The organism is Stenotrophomonas sp. 1278, assembly GCF_029892765.1.
In the GTDB taxonomy this organism is placed as follows: domain Bacteria; phylum Pseudomonadota; class Gammaproteobacteria; order Xanthomonadales; family Xanthomonadaceae; genus Stenotrophomonas; species Stenotrophomonas indicatrix.
Window position 1 is genome coordinate 402,956 of sequence record NZ_JARXWD010000001.1, and the last position, 23,394, is coordinate 426,349.

Sequence of the window (23,394 nt, forward strand, 5' to 3'; positions counted from 1 at the left end):
GCGGGAACCTGTCGAAGGCGGGGTGGGTCCGGTTGCGGGGGTGTCCGCGGCATGGATGCCGCGGCCAAGCCCCCATGGACGGGTTCACGGCGTCCCCCGCAACCGGACCCACCCCGCCATCCCACAGGAAACCCGCTTTGGCTGTCGCTGTTGAGGTTGCCGGCCAGCGGCCGGCACTACCGCGGGGCGCGGGGTGCAACCCCGCAAAGCAATACCCCCCTCACTTCACTGAACCGATCAGCCATTTCGGCACGGCACTTGCACTAGCTCCAGCAGACACCCCCATCCCTGTTTCTGGAACCGTTGCAGATGTCCCACTCCGTCACTTCGATCCTTTCCCAGATCCGCTCCTACCAGACCCAGGTAGGACAGCCCGCGCTCAACCCGCTGGCCGAAGCGCCGCGTAGCAATGCCCTGCCGGGCACGGTGCTGGATGCGCCGCAGGTCCAGCCTGCCAGCTTCACTGAAACCCTGCGCGGCGCCATCGCCGGCGTCAACGATGCGCAACAGAAATCCGGCGCGCTGGCCAAGGCCTTCGAACTGGGTGAACCCGGTGCCGACCTGGCCAAGGTGATGGTCGCCTCGCAGCAGTCCCAGATCGCCTTCCGCGCCACCGTGGAAGTCCGCAACCGTCTCGTCCAGGCCTACCAGGACGTGATGAACATGCCGCTGTAAGGATAGAACCGCATGGCCCTGTCGCTCTCCAAGGAATCCCTGAACGCCGAAAAGGCGGGCCAGTGGTTCGATCGGCTGCAAAGCCTGCAGATCACCCGTCGGCTCGGACTGATGGCGATGATCGCCGTGGCCGTCGCGGCCGGGCTGTTCGTGTTCTTCTGGTCGCAGAAGCCGGGCATGGTGCCGCTGTACACCGGCCTGGACCAGAAGGCCACCGCTGAAGCGACCGATCTGCTGCGTGCCGCACAGATTCCGTTCCAGCTGGACCCGGCCACCGGCGGCATCACCGTGCCGGAGAAGAACCTGCATGATGCCCGCCTGAAACTGGCGGGCTCGGGCCTGACCGACAGCGGCAAGCTCGGCTTCGAGCTGATGGAGCGCGACCCCGGTTTTGGTGTCAGCCAGTTCGTGGAAAGTGCGCGCTACCAGCACGCGTTGGAAACCGAGCTGTCGCGCACCATCAACACGCTGCGCCCGGTGCGCGATTCGCGCGTGCACCTGGCCATTCCCAAGCCCAGTGCGTTCACCCGCCAGCGTGATGTGGCCAGTGCCTCGGTCACCCTTGAACTGCGTGGCGGCCAGCAGCTGGAACGCAGCCAGGTTGATGCGATCGTGCACATGGTTGCTGCAGCCATTCCCGATCTGGCGCCGGAACGCGTCACCGTGGTCGACCAGAGCGGTCGCATGCTCAGCGTCAGCGACCCCAACAGCGAAGCGGCCGTCAACGCTGCCCAGTTCGAACAGGTGCGCCGCCAGGAAACCTCGTTCAACCAGCGTATCCGCGAGCTGCTGGAACCGATGACCGGCCCCGGCCGGGTCAACCCCGAAGTCAGTGTCGACATGGACTTCTCGGTGACCGAGGAAGCGCGCGAGCTGTACAACGGCGAGCCGCAGAAGCTGCGCAGCGAGCAGATGAGCGAGAACACCAGCAGCACGCCGGGCCCGCAGGGCGTACCGGGTGCCACCAGCAACAGCCCGCCGGGCCAGGCCGCGGCACCGGCCACCGCGCAGGCACCGACCGAAAGCAGCAAGAACGCGACCCGCAACTACGAGCTGGACCGTACCCTGCAGCACACCCGCCAGCCGGCCGGCCGCATCAAGCGCGTGTCGGTGGCGGTGCTGGTGGACAACGTGCCGCGCGCCGGCGCCAACGGCAAGGTTGCACCGCAGCCGCTGTCGGCGGCCGAACTGACCCGGGTCGAGGCACTGGTCAAGCAGGCCGTCGGTTTCAGTGCCGAGCGTGGCGACACCGTGTCGGTGATGAATGCCCCGTTCGTGCGTGACACCACGCCGGTGGAAGGCCCGGCCTGGTGGGAACTGCCGTGGGTGCACGATGCCGGCCGCATGCTGCTGGGTGCGCTGGTGGTGATGGCGTTGCTGTTCGGCGTGCTGCGCCCGGCACTGCGCGGCATCACCGGGCAGAACCGCAAGAACGAAGAACTGGCGCTGGAACCGCACACCGCGGACGTGCAGCTGGTCGATGACGATGGCACCCCGCTGCCGGCGCTGGGCGCCGACCGGGTCAGCCTGGGCGGGCCGGAAGCGCTGGCCCTGCCGGTGGATTCTTATGAGGAACGATTGCGGATGGCCCGTGAAGCCGTGAAGACCGACTCCAAGCGCGTGGCCCAGGTGGTCAAGGGCTGGGTGGCCAATGACTGAGGTCGCGCCCCTGACCGGCGTGCAGCGCGCCGCCGTCCTGTTGCTGTCGCTGGGTGAACTGGACGCGGCCGAAGTGCTGCGCCACATGGAGCCGAAGGAGGTGCAGAAGATCGGCATCGCCATGGCCACCATGTCCGACATCACCCGCGAACAGGTGGAACGGGTGATGGACCAGTTCAGCCAGGAACTGGGCTCGAAGACCTCGCTGGGCGTGGGCTCGGACGACTACATCCGCAACATGCTGGTGCAGGCGCTGGGCAGCGAGAAGGCCGGCAACCTGATCGACCGCATCCTGCTGGGCCGCAACACCACCGGCCTGGACGCACTGAAGTGGATGGACCCGCGCGCGGTGGCCGACCTGGTGCGCAACGAGCATCCGCAGATCATCGCCATCGTGATGGCGCACCTGGAAACCGACCAGGCTGCCGACGCGCTGAAGCTGCTGCCCGAGCGCACCCGCGTGGACGTGCTGCTGCGCATCGCCACCCTCGACGGCATTCCGCCCAATGCGCTGAACGAACTCAACGAGATCATGGAACGCCAGTTCGCCGGCAACCAGAACCTGAAGTCGTCCAACATCGGCGGCGTGCAGTGCGCGGCCAACATCCTCAACTTCATGGACAGCGGCCAGGACCAGGCGATCCTGGGCGAGATCGCGCGCATCGACGCACCGCTGAGTGGCCGCATCCAGGACCTGATGTTCGTGTTCGACGACCTGGTGGACCTGGACGACCGCGAGATGCAGCTGGTGCTGCGCGAAGTCAGCGGCGAACGACTGGGCCTGGCCCTGCGCGGCGCCGACATCAAGGTGCGCGACAAGATCACCCGCAACATGTCCCAGCGTGCAGCCGAGATCCTGCTGGAAGACATGGAAGCGCGCGGCCCGGTACGCCTGTCCGACGTGGAAGTGGCGCAGCGCGAGATCCTCGCCATCGTCAAGCGCATGGCCGATGAGGGCACTGTCACCATCGGCGGCAGCGCGGAGGCGATGCTGTGAGCAACGTCGTGCGCTGGCTTGCCCCGGACCTGCTGGCCCAGCCCGAACCGGTGCTGGACCAGGACGAGGCCTTCGAACTCACCGAGCCGGACCCGGAGCATGAGCCCGAGCCGCCGTTGCAGCTGCCGACCCTGGAGGAAATCCAGGCGATCCAGGACAGCGCCGAGAAGGAAGGTTTCGACCAGGGCCATGCCGATGGCTTCAGCCAGGGCCAAGCCGAAGTGCGCCGCTTGGTCGCGCAGATCGAGGGTATCCTCGACAACTTCGGCCGGCCGCTGGCACGCCTGGAAAATGAAGTGGTCGGCGCCCTCGGCGAACTGGCGGTACGCATTGCCGGTGCGCTGGTAGGCCGTGCCTACGAGGCCGATCCGGCGCTGCTGGGACAACTGGTCGGCGAGGCGATTGACGCCGTCGGCGGCAGCAACCGCGAGGTGGAAGTACGCCTGCACCCCGATGACATCAACGCCCTCGCCCCGTTGCTGACCCTGTCGCCGCAGCAGCGCCTGGTGCCTGATACCAGCCTGAGCCGTGGCGACCTGCGCGTGCATGCCGAAGCGGTACGCATCGACGGCACCCTGGAAGCCCGCCTGCGCGGCGCGCTGGACGCCGTGATCCGCCAGACCGGAGCCATCGCATGAATACCAATACCGCTTCGCAGCCGTCGCCGCCGGCCGACTGGGCCGTTGCCCGCAACCTGCGCCTGGCCAACCGCCTCGACGGCCTGAAAGTCGACACCGCGCACGGTCGCGGGCTGATCCGCGAAGGCGTGCTGCGGCGGGCGGTCGGCCTGACCCTGGAAGCGGTCGGCTGCGAAGCGCCGCTCGGCGCCAGCTGCAAGGTGGAAGTGGTTGACGGCGGCTGGGTCGATGCCGAAGTGGTCGGCTTCGCCGGCGAACGCACCTACCTGATGCCCAGCGCCGAACTGCACGGGCTGCTGCCGAATGCGCGGGTGGTGCCCTCGGCACGTCGTGGCGGCGTGGAAGTGGGCGAAGGCCTGCTCGGCCGTGTCATCGACAGCGATGGCGTACCGCTGGATGGCAAGGGCCCGATCCGCGCTGAAGGCCACGTCGGCATGGCCGGCGTTTCGATCAATCCGCTGGCGCGCGAACCCATCACCCAGCCGCTGGACGTGGGCGTGCGCGCGATCAACGCGCTGCTGCCGATCGGCCGCGGCCAGCGTGTGGGCCTGTTCGCCGGCTCCGGCGTCGGCAAGTCGACGCTGCTGGGCATGATGACCCGCTACACCGCCGCCGACGTGATCGTGGTTGGCCTGATCGGTGAGCGTGGCCGCGAAGTGCGCGATTTCGTTGAAAGCACGCTGGGCGAGGAAGGCCTGCGCCGCGCGGTGGTAGTGGCCAGCCCGGCCGACCGGCCGCCGCTGGCCCGCCTGCATGGCGCCTACCGCGCCACCGCCATCGCCGAGTGGTTCCGCGACCAGGGCCTGAACGTCCTGCTGCTGATGGATTCGCTGACCCGCTTCGCGCAGGCGCAGCGCGAGATCGGCCTGTCGGTGGGCGAGCCGCCCACCACGCGCGGCTATCCGCCATCGGTGTTCGCCAAGCTGCCGGCACTGGTGGAACGTGCAGGCAACGGCGCCAAGGGGCGCGGTTCGATCACCGCCTTCTACACCGTGCTGACCGAAGGCGACGATCCGCAGGATCCGATCGCCGATGCAGCGCGCGCGATTCTTGACGGCCACATCCTGCTCTCGCGCCGGGTGGCCGACAGCGGCCTGTACCCGGCCATCGACGTGGAATCGTCGGTCAGCCGCGTGGTCACGGAAATCGCCGACGAACCGTGGCGTCTGCGCATCCGCAAGCTGAAACGGCTGGTCTCGGCCTACTCGGCCAACCGCGACCTGATCGCCATCGGCGCCTATCAGCGCGGCAACGACGCGGCAACCGATGAAGCCCTTGAGCGCTGGCCGGAAATCATGGAATTCCTCGGCCAGGATGTGGCCAAGGCCGCAGATCTACCGCACAGCCAGGCGGCGTTGCAGCGCCTGGTGGAACAAGAGAACGAGAGGCTGACATGATCCAGTCCAAGCGCATCGACCCCCTGCTGAAGCGGGCCCAGGAACACGAGGACGCGGTCGCCCGCGACCTGGCCGAACGCCAGAACGTGCTCGACACCCATCTGTCGCGCCTGGACGAACTGCGGCGCTACGCCGAGGAGTACGCCAACGCGCAGATGGCCGCGACCAGCCCGGCGCAGCTGTTGAACCGGCGCGCATTCCTGGACCGGCTGGACAGCGCGGTGGAACAGCAGCAGCAGACCGTCAACGGCAACCTCGAAAAAGTGGAGGCCGAACGCGCGCGCCTGATCCTGGCCAGCCGTGACAAGGCCGTGCTGGAGCAGTTGGCTGCCAGCTACCGCGCGCAGGAAAAAGTGGTGACCGACCGCCGCGACCAGCGCGAGATGGATGACATCGGCGCACGCCGCGCGCGCCTGGCGCAGACCGAAGACCAGGACGATGGCGAGCAGGGAGGCCGGTCGTGATGCCCTCCCCGTTGAGCAGCAACGCCAGCGCACCGACGCCCGGCGGCAGTGGCAATGCCGGCAGCACACGCGCCTCGCGCAGCGATTCCGGCAAGGATTTCGGCCAGATGCTGCAGGGTGGCAGCGCGTCGACCGGCACGCCCGGTACCGCCACAAACGCCAGCAATCCGGCAACACCGGCCAACGCTGCAACACCACCCGACGGCAACCCGGGCAAGGCGACGCCGCGGCCGACCGACGGCGAAGCAGCCGCCACGGACGCCAGCACATCGACACCTGCTGTACCGGCAACGTCGGCTGCCAGCGACGACAAGGACACCCCGGCCAACGCGGACGACGCGCCCTGGCCGCCACTCGGATTGGCCGGCCTGATGCTGGCCGTGCCCACCGGCGTCGATCCGGCGCCTGTGCTGCCGCCGCCAGCGGCCAGCGATGCCGAAGGCGGCGCGCTGCCCTCCGCTGCACTGGCACCCGCGGCCGCCGCAGTGGCGACCAACGCGAGCCAGGGCGCGGCAGCGCCGGCCGCCAGCGCTCCGGCATCCGCTGCCGGCGATGATGAGGCCAGTGGCCTGCCGTTGCCGGAGCTGGTGATGGGTGGCAAGGCATTGGATCGTGCCGACGACGGTGACAGTCTGCAGATCGGCGACCGCGCACCTCCGGCACCGCTGCAGCCCCCCCTGCCCGCCGCCCTGCAGGACCTGAAGGCCGCACTGGCCAGCAATGCCGTCTTCAATGGCGAACCGACTCCGAAGCCGGTGCTGGGCGATGATGGTTTCGACCAGGCCATCGGCGCGCGCATCGGCTGGCTGGCCGACCAGAAGATCGGCCATGCCCACATCCGCCTCAATCCGGAAGACCTGGGGCCGGTGGACGTGCGCCTGCAGATGAACGGTGACAAGGTCCATGCCAGCTTCAGCAGCCCGCATGTGGATGTACGCCAGGCGCTGGAAAGCAGCCTGCCGCGCCTGCGTGAACTGCTGGGCGAGCAGGGCTTCCAGCTGGCCCATGCCGATGTCGGCCAGCAGCACAGTGGCGACGGCACTCCGGGCAGCCCGGCGGGCGGCGGCGGTCGTGGTGGTGACGGAGAACCGTCACTGGGCGACACCACGGTGTCGGCGTCGCAGCTGATCCGCCAGCGCGGGTTGTTGGACGCGTACGCCTGACAGGCGTGCCAGCCAAGGTTGGCACCCACCAGAGCGGGACGGTTGGCACCCACCAGAACACGGGTAGCGCCGGGCCATGCCCGGCGGATTCCCGACATTCCGCCGGGCATGGTCCGGCGCTACCGATTTGAACACCCGACGGAATTCCGTCACCGCCCTCTCCGGCCGCTCCGGCACACCCCTTGCATATCCCGGTGAAGCAACCCTCAGGAGCTTCACCCCGTGGCCGCAGCCGCTGACAAAACCAAGAAGACCGCCGACAAGGACAAGACCGCCAAGCCGCGCAGTCCGATCCTGATCACCGCCCTGGTCGCCGTACTGGCCGCCGGTGCCGCCGGTGGCGGCGTCTGGTTCTTCACCCAGTCCAAGCACGAAGACAAGGCCGCGCAGGCGCCGAAGAAGACCACCACCCCGGCCCCGGCCCAGTACTTCGCGCTGGAACCGGCATTCGTGGTCAACCTCAACGGCTCGATCGACGGCCCGCGCTACCTGCAGGTGGAAGTGCAGCTGATGACCCGCGATCCGGCCGCGCTGGAAGCGATCAAGACCCATGCCCCGGCCATCCGCGCGCGCCTGCTGATGCTGTTCTCGCAGGTCAGCCCGCAGCAGATCGCCGACATCGCCGGCAAGCAGAAGCTGCAGGCCGATTCGCTGGCCGAAGTGCAGAAGGTGCTGAAGGCCGAGACCGGCAGCAACGGTGCCGACGACCTGCTGTTCACCAGCTTCGTGACCCAGTAAGGGCTCCCCGATGAATGACCTGCTGTCCCAGGATGAGATCGATGCCCTGTTGCATGGCGTGGACAGTGGCGCGGTCGAAACCGAGCCGGACGCCCCCAGTGGCGAAGCACGCTCCTACGATTTCGCCAGCCAGGACCGCATCATCCGCGGTCGCATGCCGACCCTGGAAATGGTCCACGAGCGCTTTGCGCGCCTGTGGCGGATCGGCCTGTTCAACCTGATCCGGCGTTCGGCCGAACTGTCCGTGCGCGGCATCGAGCTGATCAAGTTCAACGACTACATGCACTCGCTGTATGTGCCGACCAACCTGAACCTGATCCGCTTCAAGCCACTGCGCGGTACCGGCCTGATCGTGTTCGAACCGACCCTGGTGTTCGCCATCGTCGACAACTTCTTCGGCGGCGACGGGCGCTACCCGACGCGCATCGAAGGCCGCGAATTCACCGCCACCGAAATGCGGGTGATCCACCTGCTGCTGAAGCAGACCTTCGCCGACCTGCGTGAAGCGTGGGCACCGGTGATGGACGTGGAATTCGAGTACATCAACTCGGAGATCAACCCGCACTTCGCCAACATCGTGACGCCGCGCGAATACGTGGTGGTGTGCCGCCTGCATGTCGAACTCGACGGCGGTGGCGGTGACATCCACGTGACCCTGCCCTACTCGATGCTGGAGCCGATCCGCGAACTGCTCGACGCCGGCATCCAGAGCGACCGCAACGACCGCGACGAGAGCTGGGGCCGCACCCTGCGCGAGCAGCTCAACGTGGCCGAAGTGACCCTGTCCAGCGTACTGGCCAGCAAGCGCATGACCCTGCGCGACCTGACCCGGCTGAAGGTCGGCGACATCCTGCCGATCGACCTGAGCCCGCAGGTGCCGCTGTGCGTGGAGAACATCCCGGTGTTCACCGGTGAGTTCGGCGTCGCCAACGGCATGAACGCCGTAAAGATCACCGCTACCCATCCGCCGGGCACCCGTCCGCGCGTACCCGTCATCCAGGAAGACCCGCAATGAACGATATCGACGCCCTCGAACCGACCCCGGCCCAGTTCAGCAACCTGCAGGCCGATGAAGCGACCGGCCCGGATTTGAACCTGGACGTGATCCTCGATGTGCCGGTGACGCTGTCGCTGGAAGTCGGCCGCGCCCGCCTGCCGATCCGCAACCTGCTGCAGCTCAACCAGGGTTCGGTGGTAGAGCTGGAACGGGGTGCCGGCGAATCGCTGGACGTGTTCGTCAACGGCACGCTGATCGCCCATGGCGAAGTGGTGGTGATCAACGACCGCTTCGGCGTGCGCCTGACCGATGTGGTCAGCCCCAGCGAGCGGATCCGGAGACTGCGTTGAGCCTGCTCGCCGCCACCACCCTGGCCGTCGCCACGACGGCCCCGCAGATCGGCCAGCATGCGCCGGCCGCACCGAGCCTGTTCGGTGCGGTACTGGCCCTGCTGGCAGTGCTGGCCCTGGTCATCGGCCTGGGCTGGCTGCTCAAGCGCCTGCCCGGCAGCGGCTTCCGCCCGGCCGAGGGCATGAAGCTGGTGGCGAGCCTGAATGTCGGCGCCAAGGAACGCGTGGTGGTGGTCGAGGTCAATGGTCAGCAACTGCTGTTGGGCGTCACCGCCGGCGGCATCAACGCCCTGCACACCCTGCCCGAACCGCTGCCACCGCCTGCGCCGGTACGCGTACCCGACCTGAAGAACCTGCCGAATTTCGCCCAGCTGCTGCAACAGCGGCTGCGCAAGGACCCCTGACATGCGTGTGACCCGTTCCCGTCTTGCCACCCTGCTGCCGTGGCTGAGCCTGATCGCCCTGTGTCTGCTGCCTGCGTTGGCGTTCGCCGCCCCGGGCGCGCCGACCACGCCGCTGCCGGACATCAACGTCGGCAAGATCGGCGGTGCGCCGGTCAGCCTGCCGTTGCAGACACTGCTGTTGATGACGGCGATCACCCTGATCCCGTCGATGCTGCTGGTACTGACCTCCTTCACCCGCATCATCATCGTGCTGGGCCTGCTGCGGCAGGCGCTGGGCACCGGCCAGACGCCGTCCAACCAGGTCCTGCTGGGCCTGGCCCTGTTCCTCACCGCGATGATCATGCTGCCGACCTGGGACAAGGCCTGGAGTACCGGCATGGCGCCGTACCTCAATGGCGAGATCGACTTCCAGACTGCCTGGACGCTGACCACCACGCCGCTGCGCGCCTTCATGCTGGCGCAGATCCGCGAGACCGACCTGATGACCTTCGCCGGCATCGCCGGTCACGGCACCTACGCCAGCCCTGATGCGATTCCGTTCCCGGTGCTGGTTGCGTCGTTCGTCACCAGCGAACTGAAGACCGCCTTCGAGATCGGCTTCCTGATCTTCATCCCGTTCGTGATCATCGATCTGGTCGTGGCCAGCGTGCTGATGTCGATGGGCATGATGATGCTGTCGCCGATGCTGGTCTCTGCGCCGTTCAAGATCCTGCTGTTCGTGCTGGTCGATGGTTGGGTGCTGACCGTCGGCACGCTGGCGGCAAGCTTCAATCCGGCCTGATCCGAAGGTCAGCCGAGCATGGCTCGGCTCTACAGAGGCGACGCCGGGCAGTGCCGGCCGTCGCATTGACCACCGCCGGGCATGGCCCGGCGCTACCGATGGAACCATGATGTCTCCCGAACTTGCCTTGACCGAACTGCGTGGCGGCCTGATTACCGTGCTCTGGGTGGCCGGCCCGCTGCTGCTGACCGTACTGGTGGTCGGCGTGGTGGTGGGCGTGGTGCAGGCGGCGACCCAGCTCAACGAGCCGACCATCGCCTTCGTTGCCAAGGCCGCGGCCCTCACAGCGGTGTTGTTTGCACTGGGCAGCCTGCTGATCGGCCATCTGGTCGAATTCACCACGCTGCTGTTCCAGCGCATCCCGCACCTGATCGGCTAGACGGACGCGCACGCAGATGGACGCCGCCACCCAGATGGCTGCCGACGGCCTGAACGCCTTCGGCATGATCGGCACCGTGCTGTGGACCATGCTGCGCATCGGCGCAGTGGCCATGGCAATGCCGATGATCGGTACCCGCGCGGTGCCCGGTCGGGTGCGGGTGATGCTGGCCGGCACCCTGGCCATTGCGTTGGCGCCGCTGCTGCCGCCGGTACCGGACTGGACTGGCTTCGACGCCGCTACCGTGCTGACCATCGCCCGCGAGCTGGCGATCGGCGTGGCCATCGGTTTCATGCTGCGGCTGGTGTTCGAGGCTGGTGCCATGGCCGGCGAACTGGTCGCCCAGGGCACCGGCCTGGCGTTTGCGCAGATGAGCGACCCGCTGCGCGGCGGCACCTCCGGTGTCATCGGCCAGTGGTTCTATCTGCTGTTCGGCCTGCTGTTCTTCACCGCCAACGGCCACCTGGCACTGATCTCGCTGGTGGTGGACAGCTACCGCGCCCTGCCCATCGGCGCGCCCCTGCCCGACCCGCACGCCTTCTTCAGCATCGCCCCGACCTTCCTGCTGACCGTGCTGCGTGGCGCGCTGACCCTGGCCATCCCGCTGACCGTAGCGATGCTGGCGGTCAACCTGGCCTTCGGCGTGCTGGCCCGCGCCGCGCCGGCGCTGAATCCGATCCAGCTGGGCCTGCCGGTCTCGCTGCTGCTGGGCCTGTTCCTGCTGACCCTGCTGGTCGGCGAAATGGGGCCGCCGGTGCAGCGCCTGTTCGATGCTGCCTTCCAGGCTGCCGATGCAGTGACCCGCTGACGCGGTCGTCACGTTCTGCTGCTTGCCGTCCCCCCCGGTGCCCGCGTTAGAGTGAATGCGCAGCGACCGGGGGGACGCTGCAACCGGCGGCTCTGGTCGCCCGCCTTGCGCATGCCCCACCGTAGTTTTTCCGTTGACAGGCAGGTCCGGGAGACTGACGAATGCTGGTAGGCACGTACAACCCATGGCTGGTGGCGACCTCACTGCTGGTTGCAGTGATGGCGTCCTACACCGCACTGGCGATGGCCGGGCGCACCGTCACCGCGCCCGGCAAGGGCGCGACCTGGTGGTGGCGCCTGGGCGGCGGTTTTGCGATGGGGCTGGGCATCTGGTCGATGCACTTCATCGGCATGCTCGCCTTCGACCTGCCCATTCCCTTGGGCTACGACCTGCCCATCACCCTGCTGTCGCTGGCACTGGCAATCGGCTCGTCGGTGTTCGCGCTCTGGCTGGTATCGCTGCGCACCCTGCCCCATCCCCGCCTGGCCGGCGGTGCGCTGCTGATGGGCAGCGGCATCGCCAGCATGCACTACGTGGGCATGGCCGCGATGCGCATGCAACCGGGCATTGACTACCAGCCGGTGTGGCTGCTGCTGTCGCTGCTGGTCGCGGTGGCCGCGTCGTGGACTGCCTTGTACGTGGCCTTCCGCCTGCGCGCGCAGCACACCCGCATCGGCGACCGCCTGGCCGCCGCCGGCCTGCTTGGCCTGGCCATCGTCGGCATGCACTACACCGGCATGGCTGCCGCCCGTTTCCCCGAGGGCAGCGTCTGCGGCGCAGCGGTGGGCGATGACCTGCAGAACAACTGGCTGGCGATGTTGGTGGTGGTGCTGACCGTGGCGATCCTGGCGGTGGTGCTGGTGGTGTCCTGGCTGGACCAGCGGGTGGAGGCGCAGCTGTTGCGCCTGCGCAACTCGCTGCTCAGCACCTCCTTGACCGACGCCCAGCAGGAACTGACCCAGGCCGCGCTGCACGACCCGCTCACCCGCCTGCCGAACCGGCTGCTGCTGCAGCGGCGCATCCTGCAGGCCCTGGCCGAGGCCGAACAGGGCGGCAGCCGCTTCGCGGTGATGTTCATGGACCTGGATGGCTTCAAGCAGGTCAACGATGCCTATGGCCACCAGGCCGGCGATGCGCTGCTGGTAGCCGTGGCAGAACGTACCCGCCAGCTGCTGCGGCCGCACGACATGCTGGCACGGCTGGGCGGCGACGAATTCGTGCTGGTGGTGCGCATCGAACAGGACGAGGACCTGCCGACCCTGGCCCGGCGCATCCTGCAGGCGGTGGGCAGCGGCCCGCTGCTGCCGGACCACGAGCTGCAGGTGAGCGCCAGCATCGGTATCGCGATCTGCCCCGACCATGCCGCCAGCGAACGCCAGCTGATGGCCTTTGCCGATGCGGCGATGTACCAGGCCAAGGAGTCGGGCCGCAATGCGTTCGTGCTGTTCGCCGACTGGATGAACGACAGCGCCGAGCAGCAGTTCCGCCTGCTGGCCGACCTGCGCCGCGCGATCGGCAGCGAGCAGCTGTTCCTGCATTACCAGCCGAAGATCCGCGTGGCTACGCAGAAGGTGGCTGGTGCCGAAGCGCTCATCCGCTGGCGTCATCCGGAACAGGGCCTGATTCCGCCGGACCGCTTCATCCGCCTGGCCGAGCGCAGTGGCGCGATCAACGAGATCGGCCGCTGGGCGCTGGACCAGGCCTGCCAGCAGCTGCGGCACTGGCACGATGCCGGCCATGAAAGCTGGACGATGTCGGTGAACCTGTCACCGGTGCAGTTCAGTTCGCCGCACCTGCTGCAGGACGTGCGCGAGGTGATCGAGCGCTACGCGATCGCCCCGCGCAACCTGGTGCTGGAGATCACCGAAAGCACGGTGATGCGCGATACCGATACCAGCCTGCGCCTGCTGCAGAGTTTCTCCGCCCTGGGCGTGGGCATCTCGATCGATGATTTCGGCACCGGCTACTCCAGCCTGCTGTACCTCAAGCGCCTGCCGGCCACCGAAATCAAGATCGACCACGCATTCGTGCGCGACCTGGAACACAGCGCCGAAGACGTGGTGATCGTGTCGGCCATCGTTGCGCTGGGCCATGCGCTGGACATGGACATCGTGGCCGAGGGCGTGGAGACCGCCGCGCAGCGCGCCTACCTGGAGCGCCTCGGCTGCGACTACCTGCAGGGCTTCCTGCTGGGCCGGCCAGTGGACGCGGCCCGCTTCATGCAGCTGCACGACCTGCCGCGGCCACGGGTGGAACTGGCGCAGGGCCCGCAGGACCGGCCCCCGGGGTAGCGCCGGGCCATGCCCGGCGGATGCAATGATCCAGGCTGCCCGCTCGCCGGGCATGGCCCGGCGCTACCGGTACCTGCTCCGGCAGGCGCCCACTTCAGTTGGCACATGCACCCGTAACGGAACGATTCTTGCACGCACCCCGGCATCCCCTGCTGCAGTGCCTGTGATGTCCGAGAACGAATCCGCCGGCGAAAAAACCGAACAACCGACAGAAAAACGCCTGCGCGACGCCCGCGAACAGGGCAACCTGCCGCGCTCGCGTGAACTGGGCACGGCCGCCGTGTTCGGCGCCGGGGTGATCGCGGTAATGGCCATGAGCGGCTCGATGGCCAGCGGCGCCAGCGCCTGGATGCGCCATGCGCTCAGCCCCGAACAGAGCCTGCGCCAGCACCCGAAGGCGCTGTTCGGCCACTTCGGCGACCTGCTGCTGCAGCTGATGTGGGTGATCGCCCCGCTGGTGCTGGTCTGCCTGCTGGCCAGTTTCCTGGCGCCGGTGGTGATGGGCGGCCTGCGCTGGTCGGCCAAGGCGATGATGCCCGACATCAACCGCATGAACCCGATGAGCGGGCTCAAGCGCCTGTATGGCCCCGAAGCCATCGCCGAGTTCATCAAGTCGCTGCTGCGGGTAGCCTTCGTCGGCGTCGCCGCCGGCATGGTGGTCTGGACCAGCTTCAACACCCTGCGCGGGCTGATCCACCAGCCGCTGGAAACGGCCATCGGCGACGGCCTGGGCTTCACCCTGCGGCTGCTGCTGGCCACCGCCGGGGCGATGCTGGTGCTGGCCGCCATCGACGCGCCGTACCAGCGCTGGAACTGGATGCGCAAGCTGAAGATGACCCGCGAGGAGCTGCGCCGGGAGATGAAGGAAAGCGAAGGCAGCCCGGAAGTGAAGGGCCGCATCCGCCAGCTGCAGCAGCAGATGGCCAACCGCCGGATGATGGAGGCGGTCCCCACTGCCGACGTGGTGGTGGTCAACCCCACCCACTACGCGGTGGCCCTGAAATACGAAGGCGGGGCCATGAACGCACCCACCGTGGTCGCCCTGGGCGTGGATGAAACCGCCCTGCGCATCCGTGAAGTGGCCGACGGCAACAAGGTCGCCATCGTCTCTGCCCCGCCTTTGGCACGCGCCTTGTATCGGGAAGGCCAACTCGGCAAGGAAATCCCCGTGAGACTGTATTCAGCCGTCGCCCAGGTCCTCTCTTACGTCTACCAGCTGCGCAGCTGGCGGACCGGCCCGATGCCGTCCACGCCGCACATCCAGGTTGATGAGTTCGGCAACGGGGGCCATCCATGAGCGCCCAGGCATCCAGCTTCAATACCCGCCGCGCGCTTGAAATGATCCGCCAGGGCCTTGGCGCGCCGCTGATCGTGCTGGCCCTGCTGGCCATGGTCGTGGTGCCGCTGGCCGCGCCGGTGCTCGACGCACTGTTCACCTTCAACATTGCCATCTCGCTGATGGTGCTGCTGGCGGTGGTCTACGTGAAGCGCCCGCTGGACTTCACCATCTTCCCGATCGTGCTGCTGATCACCACCATGCTGCGGCTGGCGCTGAACGTGGCCTCCACCCGCGTGATCCTGCTCAACGGCCAGAACGGCCACGAAGCGGCCGGCAAGGTGATCGCCGCATTCGGTGAGTTCGTGATCGGCGGCAACTACGCCGTCGGCATCGTGGTGTTCGCGATCCTGACCATCATCAATTTCGTGGTCATCACCAAGGGCGCCGGCCGCGTCTCGGAAGTGACCGCGCGCTTCATCCTCGACGCCATGCCCGGCAAGCAGATGGCGATCGACGCCGACCTCAACGCCGGTTTGCTGACGCGCGAGGAAGCCAAGCTGCGCCGCGAGGAAGTACGCGAGGAAGCCGACTTCTACGGTGCGATGGACGGTGCCAGCAAGTTCATCCGCGGCGACGCGATCGCCGGCATCCTGATCCTGTTCATCAACATGCTGGGCGGCCTGGCCGTGGGCGTGCTGCAGCATGGCATGCCCTTCGGCGATGCCGCCGCCACCTACACCCTGCTGTCGATCGGTGACGGCCTGGTGGCGCAGCTGCCGGCGCTGCTGGTCTCCAGCGCGGTGGCGATGCTGGTTACCCGTGCCTCGCGCTCGCAGGACATGGCGCAGGCGATGACCGGCCAGGTGTTTGGCCAGTACCGTGCGCTGGCCATCACCGCCGGCATCCTCGGCGTGGTCGGCCTGGTACCGGGCATGCCCAACGTCGCTTTCCTGACGCTGGCGGCCATCCTCGGCTTCATCGCCTGGAAGGTGTACCGCAAGGGCCTGGTGCCGGCGCAGGCCGACACCGCTGCAGGCGACGCCAACGCACTGAACGCGCTGGGCCGCCCCGCGGCCCCCGCACCCACCGCGGAACTGAGCTGGGACGAGCTGCGCCCGGTCGATCCGCTGGGCCTGGAAGTGGGCTATCGATTGATTTCGCTGGTGGACAGCAACCAGGGCGGCGAGCTGATGCCGCGCATCAAGGGCGTGCGCCGCAAGCTGACCCAGGACGTCGGCTTCCTGATTCCCTCGGTCCACATCCGCGACAACCTGGAACTGCCGGCCAACGGCTACCGGGTACTGGTGCATGGCGTGCCGGTGGCCACTGCCGAGATCCATCCCGACCGCGAACTGGCGCTGGACCCGGGCAGTGCCCTCGGTCCGCTGGAAGGCATCGCCGGCAAGGACCCGGCCTTCGGACTGGACGCGACCTGGATCCAGCCACACCAGCGCGCCCAGGCCGAAACCCTGGGCTATACCGTGGTCGACCCGGCCACGGTGGTGGCTACCCACCTTTCGCACCTGATCCGCGAGCACGCACCGGAACTGCTCGGCCACGAGGAAGTGCAGCACCTGCTGGCCAACCTGGCCAAGAGCGCGCCCAAGCTCGTCGAAGATCTGACGCCGAAGGCGCTGCCGCTGTCGGCGGTGGTGCGCGTGCTGCAGAACCTGCTGGTCGAGCGCATTCCGATCCGCCAGCTGCGCAAGATCGCCGAAGCACTGGTCGAACACGCCCCGCACAGCCAGGACCCGGCCACGCTGACCGCCGCCGTGCGCACCGCACTGGGCCGCTTCATCGTGCAGGAGATCGCCGGAATGTCGGCGGAGCTGCCGGTGTTCACCCTCAACCCGCAATTGGAACGTGTCTTGCAGGAGTCCACGCAGGGCAACGGCGCCGCGCTGGAACCCGGACTCGCTGAGCGACTGCACCAGAGCCTGGCCGAATGTGTCAGCAAGCAGGAAGCCCGCAACGAGCCCGCGGTGGTGCTGGTACCTGGCCCGGTGCGAGCCGCGCTGGCCCGCCTGGTCCGCCACAGCGTTCCGTCGCTGTCGGTCCTGGCCTACAGCGAGGTGCCGGAGGACAAGCGCCTGAAGCTGGTCGGAACGATCAGCTGACGCCGCCCTGCAACGCGCCAGAAAACAGACACCACTTTCAAACACCCGCAACAGACAGATTCCAAGGGGAACCCGAACCGTGCAGACCACCGACCATCCGCGTTCTCCGACCGCCACTCCGCCGACTTCGTCCCGTGACCACAGCATGAAAATCAAACGATTCGTCGCCGCCGACATGCGCTCGGCCATGAACCTGGTGCGCAAGGAGCATGGTCCTGATGCCGTGATCCTGTCCAACCGCCGGATCGAGGAAGGCATCGAGATCGTGGCCGCCGCCAACTACGATGAGAGCGCCGTGCAGCGCGCCCTGGAAGCGTCGCGCCGCGACGTGGCACCGCCGCCCGCGCCGAAGCCGCGCAGCGCCGCCGACGCAGTGATCGCCGCGGTCACCCGCCGTCGCAGCGGCACCCCGGCACCGGAGCCGGTGGCCGCCACCACCTCGGCCGTCGCCGCCCTCGCCCGCGCCGCCGTCGGCGCTACCGGCCGCACCCTGGACAGCGCCGACGAGATCGTGCCGACGCGTGGCAGCACCGGCTTTGCCGCCACCCTGGCGCGCGCCGCCGTCAATGAATCGACGCTGCCGGAACAGATCTTCGCCCCGTTTGCCGACGCCATCGTGGCGCCCTCGCCCTCGCCCTCGCCTGCGGCAGCCGCGCCGGTGAACCGCGCCCGCTTCCAGATCGACCCGCCACTGGAAGACAGCGCGCAGCTGCCGGCAGTGACGCCGCCGCCGTTGCCGGTTGCCCTCCAAGCCAACACGGCACCCGAAGACCAAGCCTCCCACGCGTCGGTTGCCGTGCAGCCGATCGAAGCTGCACCGGCACCGATGCCGACGCTGGCGCCAGCACCTGCGCTGACCCTGGTCGCCGATGACGCCGAGATCCGCCACCTGCGCCAGGAAGTGGCCGGCATGCGCCAGGTGATCGAGCGCGAGATGAACCGCTTCACCGACGAGCGCCTGCGCGGCAGCCCGGTGCGTGCCACCGCGCTGGACCTGATGGACGAGTACGGCTTCGATGCCGGCATCGCCCGCGACGTGGCCATGCAGATCCCGCTGGAAACCGAAGCGCATCGCGGCCGCGGCCTGATGCTGGGGCTGATCTCGCGCAAGCTGCCGATCGCCCCGGTCGATCCGATGGAGGAAGGCGGTGTGATCGCCCTGGTCGGCCCGACCGGCGCCGGCAAGACCACCACCATCGCCAAGCTGGCCTCGCGCTTCGCCGAAGCCCATGCCGCCCGCGACGTCGCCCTGGTCACCACCGATACGATGCGCATCGGCGCCCGCGAACAGCTGTACGGCTACGGCCGCCAGCTCGGCATCGCTGTGCACGAGGCCAACAGCGGCACCGACCTGGACCAGCTGCTGGAACGCCTGAAGGACTACAAGCTGGTGCTGATCGACACCGCCGGCCTGGGCCCGCGCGACCGTGCGCTGGCCGCCCAGCTGCAGTGGCTGCGCGCCGCCCGCCAGGTCCGCACCCTGCTGGTACTGCCGGCCAACACCAGCTTCGGCGACATGGACGAGGTGGTCCGCCGCTTCGGCGCGGCCAACCTGCAGGGCCTGGTGCTGAGCAAGCTGGACGAGACCGGCCGCTTCGGCAACGCCCTGTCGGTGGCGGTGGACCACAAGCTGCCGATCACCTGGGTGACCGATGGCCAGGACGTCCCGGACGACCTGCACCGGGCCAGTGCAGCCAATCTTGTACTTCGCCTTGAAGATTTGCGCCGCGCGGCCGATATGCCCTGCAACCCGGAGTTGAACCATGCCGTCGCGTGAGTACGCCAAGCTGACCACCACCTTCCCGCTGACGGCGACCCGCAGCGAGCCGCTCGGCCCTGTGCGCACGATTGCCGTGACCGGCGGCAAGGGCGGCGTCGGCAAGACCAACGTATCGGCCAACCTGGCCGTGGCGCTTGCGGGAATGGGCAAACGCACCCTGTTGCTGGATGCCGACCTGGGCCTGGCCAACATCGACGTGATCCTGGGCCTGAGCCCCACCAACACCCTGGCCGATCTGGTCGCTGGCCGCTGCAGCCTGGATGACGTGATCATCGAAGGCCCGAACGGCGTGCTGGTGGTACCGGCTGCGTCCGGCCGCCGGCACATGGCCGAGCTGGCCCCGGCCGAGCATGTGGGCCTGGTCAACGTGTTCTCCGAGCTGGAGCGCGAGCTGGACATCATGGTGGTGGACACCGCCGCCGGCATCACCGATGGCGTGCTGACCTTCTGCCAGGCCGCGCAGGACACCGTGGTGGTGGTCTGTGATGAACCGGCCTCGATCACCGATGCCTATGCGCTGATCAAGGTGCTGTCGCGCGAACGTGGCGTGGACCGCATCCAGGTGGTGGCCAACATGGTGCGCGACCCCAACGAAGGCCGCGTGCTGTACGAGAAGCTGACCCGCGTCTGCGAGAAATTCCTCGCCGATGTCTCGCTGAACTACCTCGGCTGCGTGCCGCAGGACGACTGGCTGCGCCTGTCGGTGCAGCGCCAGCAGCCGGTGGTGAAAGCCTATCCGTCCAGCCCGTCGGCACTGGCGATCACCGAGATCGCCCGCCGCACCGCCCGCTGGCAGGCACCGACCGAGCCGCGCGGCGGCGTCGAGTTCTTCCTCGAACGCATCATCAAGCAGCGCGGGGTGGCAGCATGAAAGGCGCCGCCCAGTACAGAGAGGTCCAGCGCACGGCGGCCAACGAGGTCATCGCCCAGCACTCGGACCTGGTGCGGCGCATCGCCCACCATCTGGCGGCACGCCTGCCGGCCAGCGTTGAGGTGGACGACCTGATCCAGGCCGGCATGATGGGCCTGATTGAAGCCTCGCGCAGCTACGACGCCGACCAGGGTGCCTCGTTCGAGACCTACGCCTCGATCCGCATCCGCGGTTCGATGATCGATGAGATCCGTCGTGGCGACTGGGTACCGCGTTCGGTGCACCGCCGTGCACGTGACGCTGCGGCCACCATCCGCCGCCTGGAGCAGAGCACCGGCCGCGCCGCCAGTGCCACCGAAGTGGCCGCCGCGATGGAGATGCCGCTGCCCGAGTACCTGCGCCTGATGGAGGACGCCTCGCGCGGCCAGGTACTGAGCCTGGAGTCGCGCATTGAAGACCAGGGCGAGCTGGACACCGTCGCCCAGGGCGGCCCGACCCCGCAGCAGGTGCTGGAGCGCGGTGAATTCGGCCGCGAGCTGGGCAATGCCATCGGCCACCTGCCCGAGCGCGAACAGCTGGTGCTGTCGCTCTACTACGAGCAGGAACTGAACCTGAAAGAGATCGGCGCAGTGCTCGGCGTGAGCGAGTCGCGGGTCTGCCAGATCCACGGCCAGGCGGTCCTGCGCCTGCGTGGCCGACTGAAGATTTTCGAGGCGGCCGACGCCGGCCTCGAGAGCTGATCAACAAAGGAACTCTGCTTTGAACAAGAACATGCGCATCCTGATCGTCGACGATTTCTCGACCATGCGTCGTATCGTCAAGAACCTGCTGGGCGATCTGGGCTTCACCAATACCGCCGAAGCCGAGGACGGGCATGCCGCGCTGTCGCTGCTGCAGAGCCAGCCGTTCGACTTCGTGGTCACCGACTGGAACATGCCGGTGATGACCGGCATCGAACTGCTCAAAGCCATCCGTGCCGATGCCAAGCTGAAGACCCTGCCGGTGCTGATGGTGACTGCCGAAGCCAAGCGCGAGCAGATCATCGAAGCGGCGCAGAACGGCGTGAACGGTTACATCATCAAGCCGTTCACCGCACAGACGCTGGAAGAGAAGCTCGGCAAGATCTTCGAACGCCTGGCGGCCAGCGCTTGATGGATACCACGGTCGACAAGAGCGCCCTCGCCCTGCGCCTGCAGGAAGCCCTGGATGCACTGGAATCCGGCGACGAGGCGGCGTGGCGCCAGCGCATCGACGGCCTGGTCGCGCTGCGCACCCAGCCGATGATGAGCGGCCTTTCGCGGCTGGCCCGCGAGCTGGGCCAGGCGCTGGGCGAACTGCCGACCGTGCCCGATGAAGCCGGCGAGCTGGACGATGCCTGCGCGCGCCTGGACCACGTGGTGGCGATGACCGAACAGGCCACCCACCGCACCCTGGACCTGGCCGAAGAGTGCCGCAGCCTGACCGAACAGCTGCGCGCCGACGGCCTGCAGCCGGGCCAGGACGTGCAGCTCGACCGCATCCGCCACAACCTCACCGAGATCGCCCTGACCCAGAGCTACCAGGACCTGACCGGGCAGATCATCCGTCGCGTGGTGGGCATCGTCCGCCGCGTGCACGAAGGCTTCGGCGCGCTCGGCCTGCCGCCGGAACAGCATCGCACCGATCCGGAACTGGCTGGGCCGGCACTGAAGGGACTGGACCGCCATGCGGTCTCGCAGAACGACGCCGACGACCTGTTGTCGGATCTGGGGCTGTAACCATGGGCGCAGTAGCCGACGACATCACTGCCGATTTCATCATCGAGGCCCAGGAGATCCTGGATCGCCTCGGCGAACAGCTGGTGTCGCTGGAACAGGCACCGCAGGACAATGAACAGCTCAACGCGGTGTTCCGTGGCTACCACACGCTGAAGGGCGGCGCAGGTTTCCTCGGCATCACCGCAATGGTCGAGCTGTGCCACGCCGCCGAGGAAGCACTGGGCGCCGCACGCGCCGGCCAGGCCGTCCTGCAGGCGCATCACTTCGATGCCGCCCAGCAGTCACTGGACTACCTGCAGTCGATGCTTGACGCGGTGTCTTCGGGCACCGAGCCGGGCTTTGCCCCGCCCGAACTGGTCGCCCAGTTCGACGTGCATGGCGGCGGCGCCGCCGCGCCTGCGGCCGCGACGCCGGGTGCGGGCGGTGGCGACCTGATCACCGACGACGAATTCGAGGCCCTGCTCGACCAGCTGCATGGCGGCAAGGCGCCGACAACCGTGGCGGCGGCGAAGAAGGCCGACGACATGATCAGCGAGGACGAGTTCGAGGCATTGCTCGACCAGTTGCACGGCGGCGCCGCCCCGGGCAGCAACACCACCGCAGCGGCTGTTGCGGCACCGGCACCGCGACCGGCGCCCTCGCCGGCCCCGCCCGCTGCCAAGCCCGCACCCAACAAGCCTGTCGCCGAAGCCGAACACACCGTGCGCGTGGACACCAAGCGCCTGGACGCCATCGTCAACCTGATCGGCGAACTGGTGCTGTCACGAAACCGGTTGAAGACGCTGCGCGCGCGCCTGCGCGATGAAGAGCTGGACCGCGCCGTGTCCACGCTGGATATCGCCACCGCGCGCCTGCAGTCGGCGGTGATGCGCACCCGCATGCAGCCGGTCGGCAAGGTGTTCTCGCGCTTCCCGAAGGTGGCGCGCGACGTTGCGCGTTCGCTGAAGAAGGAAGTGGACCTGGAACTGATCGGCGCCGAAACCGAGCTCGACCGCAACCTGGTCGAAGCGTTGGCCGACCCGCTGGTGCACCTGGTCCGCAACGCCATCGACCATGGCGTGGAAATGCCTGACCTGCGCGAAGCGCAGGGCAAGCCGCGGATGGGCCACGTGCGCCTGTCGGCACAGCAGGAAGGCGACTACGTCAGCATCGAAGTGCAGGACGATGGCGCCGGCATCGATCCGGAAAAACTGCGCGCCAAGGCGCGTGAGAAGGGCCTGATCGATCCGGAAGCCGCCGCCCGCCTGAGCAGCGAGGAATGCCTGCACCTGGTGTTCCTGCCAGGGTTCTCGACCAAGCAGCAGGTCACCGACATTTCCGGCCGCGGCGTCGGCATGGACGTGGTGCAGTCGCGCATCCGCGAGCTGAGCGGGCAGATCCAGATCCAGTCGGAACTGGGCCGCGGCAGCCGTTTCATGATCCGCGTACCGCTGACCCTGGCGATCCTGCCGACCCTGCTGGTGCAGGCCGGCGAAGACGTCTACGCACTGCCGCTGGCCCGTGTGATGGAAGTGCTGCATGCGCCGCGCACCTCGTTGGGCTGGTTCGACGGCCGCGCCGTGCTCGACCGCCGCTCGCACACGCTGGCGCTGGTCGACCTGCGGCAATGGCTGGATGTGACGCCGGCCACCTCGCCCCTGCTGACCATCGTCGTGCTGCAGGCCGGTGAAGCACGCTTCGGGCTGGTGGTGGACCAGGTGCGCGGGCGTGAGGAAGTGGTCATCAAGCCACTACCCAAGGCCCTGCGCGGCCTGCGTGGTTATGCCGGTGCAACCCTGATCGGCGATGGTCGCATGGCGCTGATCCTGGACGTGGACGGGCTGCGCTGAAGCCCGCCGGGCATGGCCCG

The 23,394-nt window shown here is 68.0% G+C and carries 23 protein-coding genes; all 23 read left to right on the forward strand.

Annotation, left to right across the window (positions count from 1 at the left end):
- Positions 1–309 precede the first annotated feature (309 nt).
- The gene (gene fliE, locus M2299_RS01875) at positions 310–675 is read left to right on the forward strand and encodes a flagellar hook-basal body complex protein FliE (RefSeq protein ID WP_025878997.1); all 366 of its coding nucleotides are present in this window, start codon (positions 310–312) and stop codon (positions 673–675) included.
- Positions 676–687: 12 nt separating this feature from the next.
- Entirely contained in the window at positions 688–2,334 is a 1,647-nt protein-coding gene (gene fliF / locus M2299_RS01880) for a flagellar basal-body MS-ring/collar protein FliF (protein WP_025878996.1), read from the forward strand.
- 10 nt (positions 2,335–2,344) lie between these two features.
- Positions 2,345–3,331 (forward strand): flagellar motor switch protein FliG, encoded by a 987-nt coding sequence (gene fliG, locus M2299_RS01885; protein ID WP_025878995.1) that lies wholly within the window; start codon positions 2,345–2,347, stop codon positions 3,329–3,331.
- Positions 3,328–3,969, forward strand: a complete 642-nt coding sequence (locus M2299_RS01890) for a FliH/SctL family protein (RefSeq protein WP_140227014.1) — start codon at positions 3,328–3,330, stop codon at positions 3,967–3,969. Before fliG ends, M2299_RS01890 begins: the two co-directional genes overlap by 4 nt.
- Positions 3,966–5,366, forward strand: a complete 1,401-nt coding sequence (locus M2299_RS01895) for a FliI/YscN family ATPase (protein WP_025878993.1) — start codon at positions 3,966–3,968, stop codon at positions 5,364–5,366. The genes M2299_RS01890 and M2299_RS01895 overlap by 4 nt, the downstream gene beginning before the upstream one ends.
- On the forward strand, positions 5,363–5,830 hold the full coding sequence (gene fliJ / locus M2299_RS01900; protein WP_025878992.1) for a flagellar export protein FliJ: 468 nt from the start codon (positions 5,363–5,365) through the stop codon (positions 5,828–5,830). Before M2299_RS01895 ends, fliJ begins: the two co-directional genes overlap by 4 nt.
- The gene (locus M2299_RS01905; protein WP_099842430.1) at positions 5,830–6,993 is read left to right on the forward strand and encodes a flagellar hook-length control protein FliK; all 1,164 of its coding nucleotides are present in this window, start codon (positions 5,830–5,832) and stop codon (positions 6,991–6,993) included. Before fliJ ends, M2299_RS01905 begins: the two co-directional genes overlap by 1 nt.
- 222 nt (positions 6,994–7,215) lie before the next feature.
- Positions 7,216–7,731 (forward strand): flagellar basal body-associated FliL family protein, encoded by a 516-nt coding sequence (locus M2299_RS01910; protein WP_099842429.1) that lies wholly within the window; start codon positions 7,216–7,218, stop codon positions 7,729–7,731.
- 10 nt (positions 7,732–7,741) lie between these two features.
- Positions 7,742–8,746, forward strand: coding sequence for a flagellar motor switch protein FliM (gene fliM / locus M2299_RS01915; protein ID WP_025878989.1), 1,005 nt, complete (start codon positions 7,742–7,744; stop codon positions 8,744–8,746).
- A complete protein-coding gene (fliN, locus tag M2299_RS01920; protein WP_025878988.1) occupies positions 8,743–9,078 on the forward strand; it encodes a flagellar motor switch protein FliN in 336 nt (111 codons plus the stop codon). The genes fliM and fliN overlap by 4 nt, the downstream gene beginning before the upstream one ends.
- Positions 9,075–9,482 carry a flagellar biosynthetic protein FliO gene (gene fliO / locus M2299_RS01925; protein ID WP_280883750.1) on the forward strand — a complete coding sequence of 136 codons (408 nt, stop codon included), beginning with the start codon at positions 9,075–9,077 and terminating at the stop codon, positions 9,480–9,482. Before fliN ends, fliO begins: the two co-directional genes overlap by 4 nt.
- 1 nt (position 9,483) lies before the next feature.
- Complete coding sequence (gene fliP / locus M2299_RS01930) at positions 9,484–10,263, forward strand: flagellar type III secretion system pore protein FliP (protein ID WP_025878986.1); 780 nt, start codon at positions 9,484–9,486, stop codon at positions 10,261–10,263.
- Between the two features lie 109 nt (positions 10,264–10,372).
- Positions 10,373–10,642, forward strand: a complete 270-nt coding sequence (locus M2299_RS01935; RefSeq protein ID WP_005413254.1) for a flagellar biosynthetic protein FliQ — start codon at positions 10,373–10,375, stop codon at positions 10,640–10,642.
- A gap of 16 nt (positions 10,643–10,658) precedes the next feature.
- A complete protein-coding gene (gene fliR, locus M2299_RS01940; RefSeq protein WP_105164005.1) occupies positions 10,659–11,450 on the forward strand; it encodes a flagellar biosynthetic protein FliR in 792 nt (263 codons plus the stop codon).
- 161 nt (positions 11,451–11,611) lie between these two features.
- Complete coding sequence (locus tag M2299_RS01945; protein WP_280883751.1) at positions 11,612–13,741, forward strand: bifunctional diguanylate cyclase/phosphodiesterase; 2,130 nt, start codon at positions 11,612–11,614, stop codon at positions 13,739–13,741.
- A 166-nt stretch (positions 13,742–13,907) separates the two neighbouring features.
- Positions 13,908–15,038 carry a flagellar biosynthesis protein FlhB gene (flhB, locus tag M2299_RS01950; protein WP_280883752.1) on the forward strand — a complete coding sequence of 377 codons (1,131 nt, stop codon included), beginning with the start codon at positions 13,908–13,910 and terminating at the stop codon, positions 15,036–15,038.
- Positions 15,035–17,137, forward strand: a complete 2,103-nt coding sequence (gene flhA / locus M2299_RS01955) for a flagellar biosynthesis protein FlhA (RefSeq protein ID WP_032974843.1) — start codon at positions 15,035–15,037, stop codon at positions 17,135–17,137. Before flhB ends, flhA begins: the two co-directional genes overlap by 4 nt.
- A gap of 145 nt (positions 17,138–17,282) precedes the next feature.
- Positions 17,283–18,914 carry a flagellar biosynthesis protein FlhF gene (gene flhF / locus M2299_RS01960; protein WP_280883753.1) on the forward strand — a complete coding sequence of 544 codons (1,632 nt, stop codon included), beginning with the start codon at positions 17,283–17,285 and terminating at the stop codon, positions 18,912–18,914.
- A complete protein-coding gene (locus M2299_RS01965) occupies positions 18,901–19,788 on the forward strand; it encodes a P-loop NTPase (protein ID WP_025878980.1) in 888 nt (295 codons plus the stop codon). Before flhF ends, M2299_RS01965 begins: the two co-directional genes overlap by 14 nt.
- The gene (locus tag M2299_RS01970) at positions 19,785–20,528 is read left to right on the forward strand and encodes an RNA polymerase sigma factor FliA (RefSeq protein ID WP_025878979.1); all 744 of its coding nucleotides are present in this window, start codon (positions 19,785–19,787) and stop codon (positions 20,526–20,528) included. Before M2299_RS01965 ends, M2299_RS01970 begins: the two co-directional genes overlap by 4 nt.
- Positions 20,529–20,547: 19 nt before the next feature.
- On the forward strand, positions 20,548–20,940 hold the full coding sequence (gene cheY, locus M2299_RS01975) for a chemotaxis response regulator CheY (RefSeq protein WP_005413247.1): 393 nt from the start codon (positions 20,548–20,550) through the stop codon (positions 20,938–20,940).
- A complete protein-coding gene (locus M2299_RS01980) occupies positions 20,940–21,545 on the forward strand; it encodes a protein phosphatase CheZ (RefSeq protein WP_025878978.1) in 606 nt (201 codons plus the stop codon). The genes cheY and M2299_RS01980 overlap by 1 nt, the downstream gene beginning before the upstream one ends.
- Before the next feature lie 2 nt (positions 21,546–21,547).
- Entirely contained in the window at positions 21,548–23,374 is a 1,827-nt protein-coding gene (locus tag M2299_RS01985; RefSeq protein WP_059064123.1) for a chemotaxis protein CheA, read from the forward strand.
- Positions 23,375–23,394 lie beyond the last annotated feature (20 nt).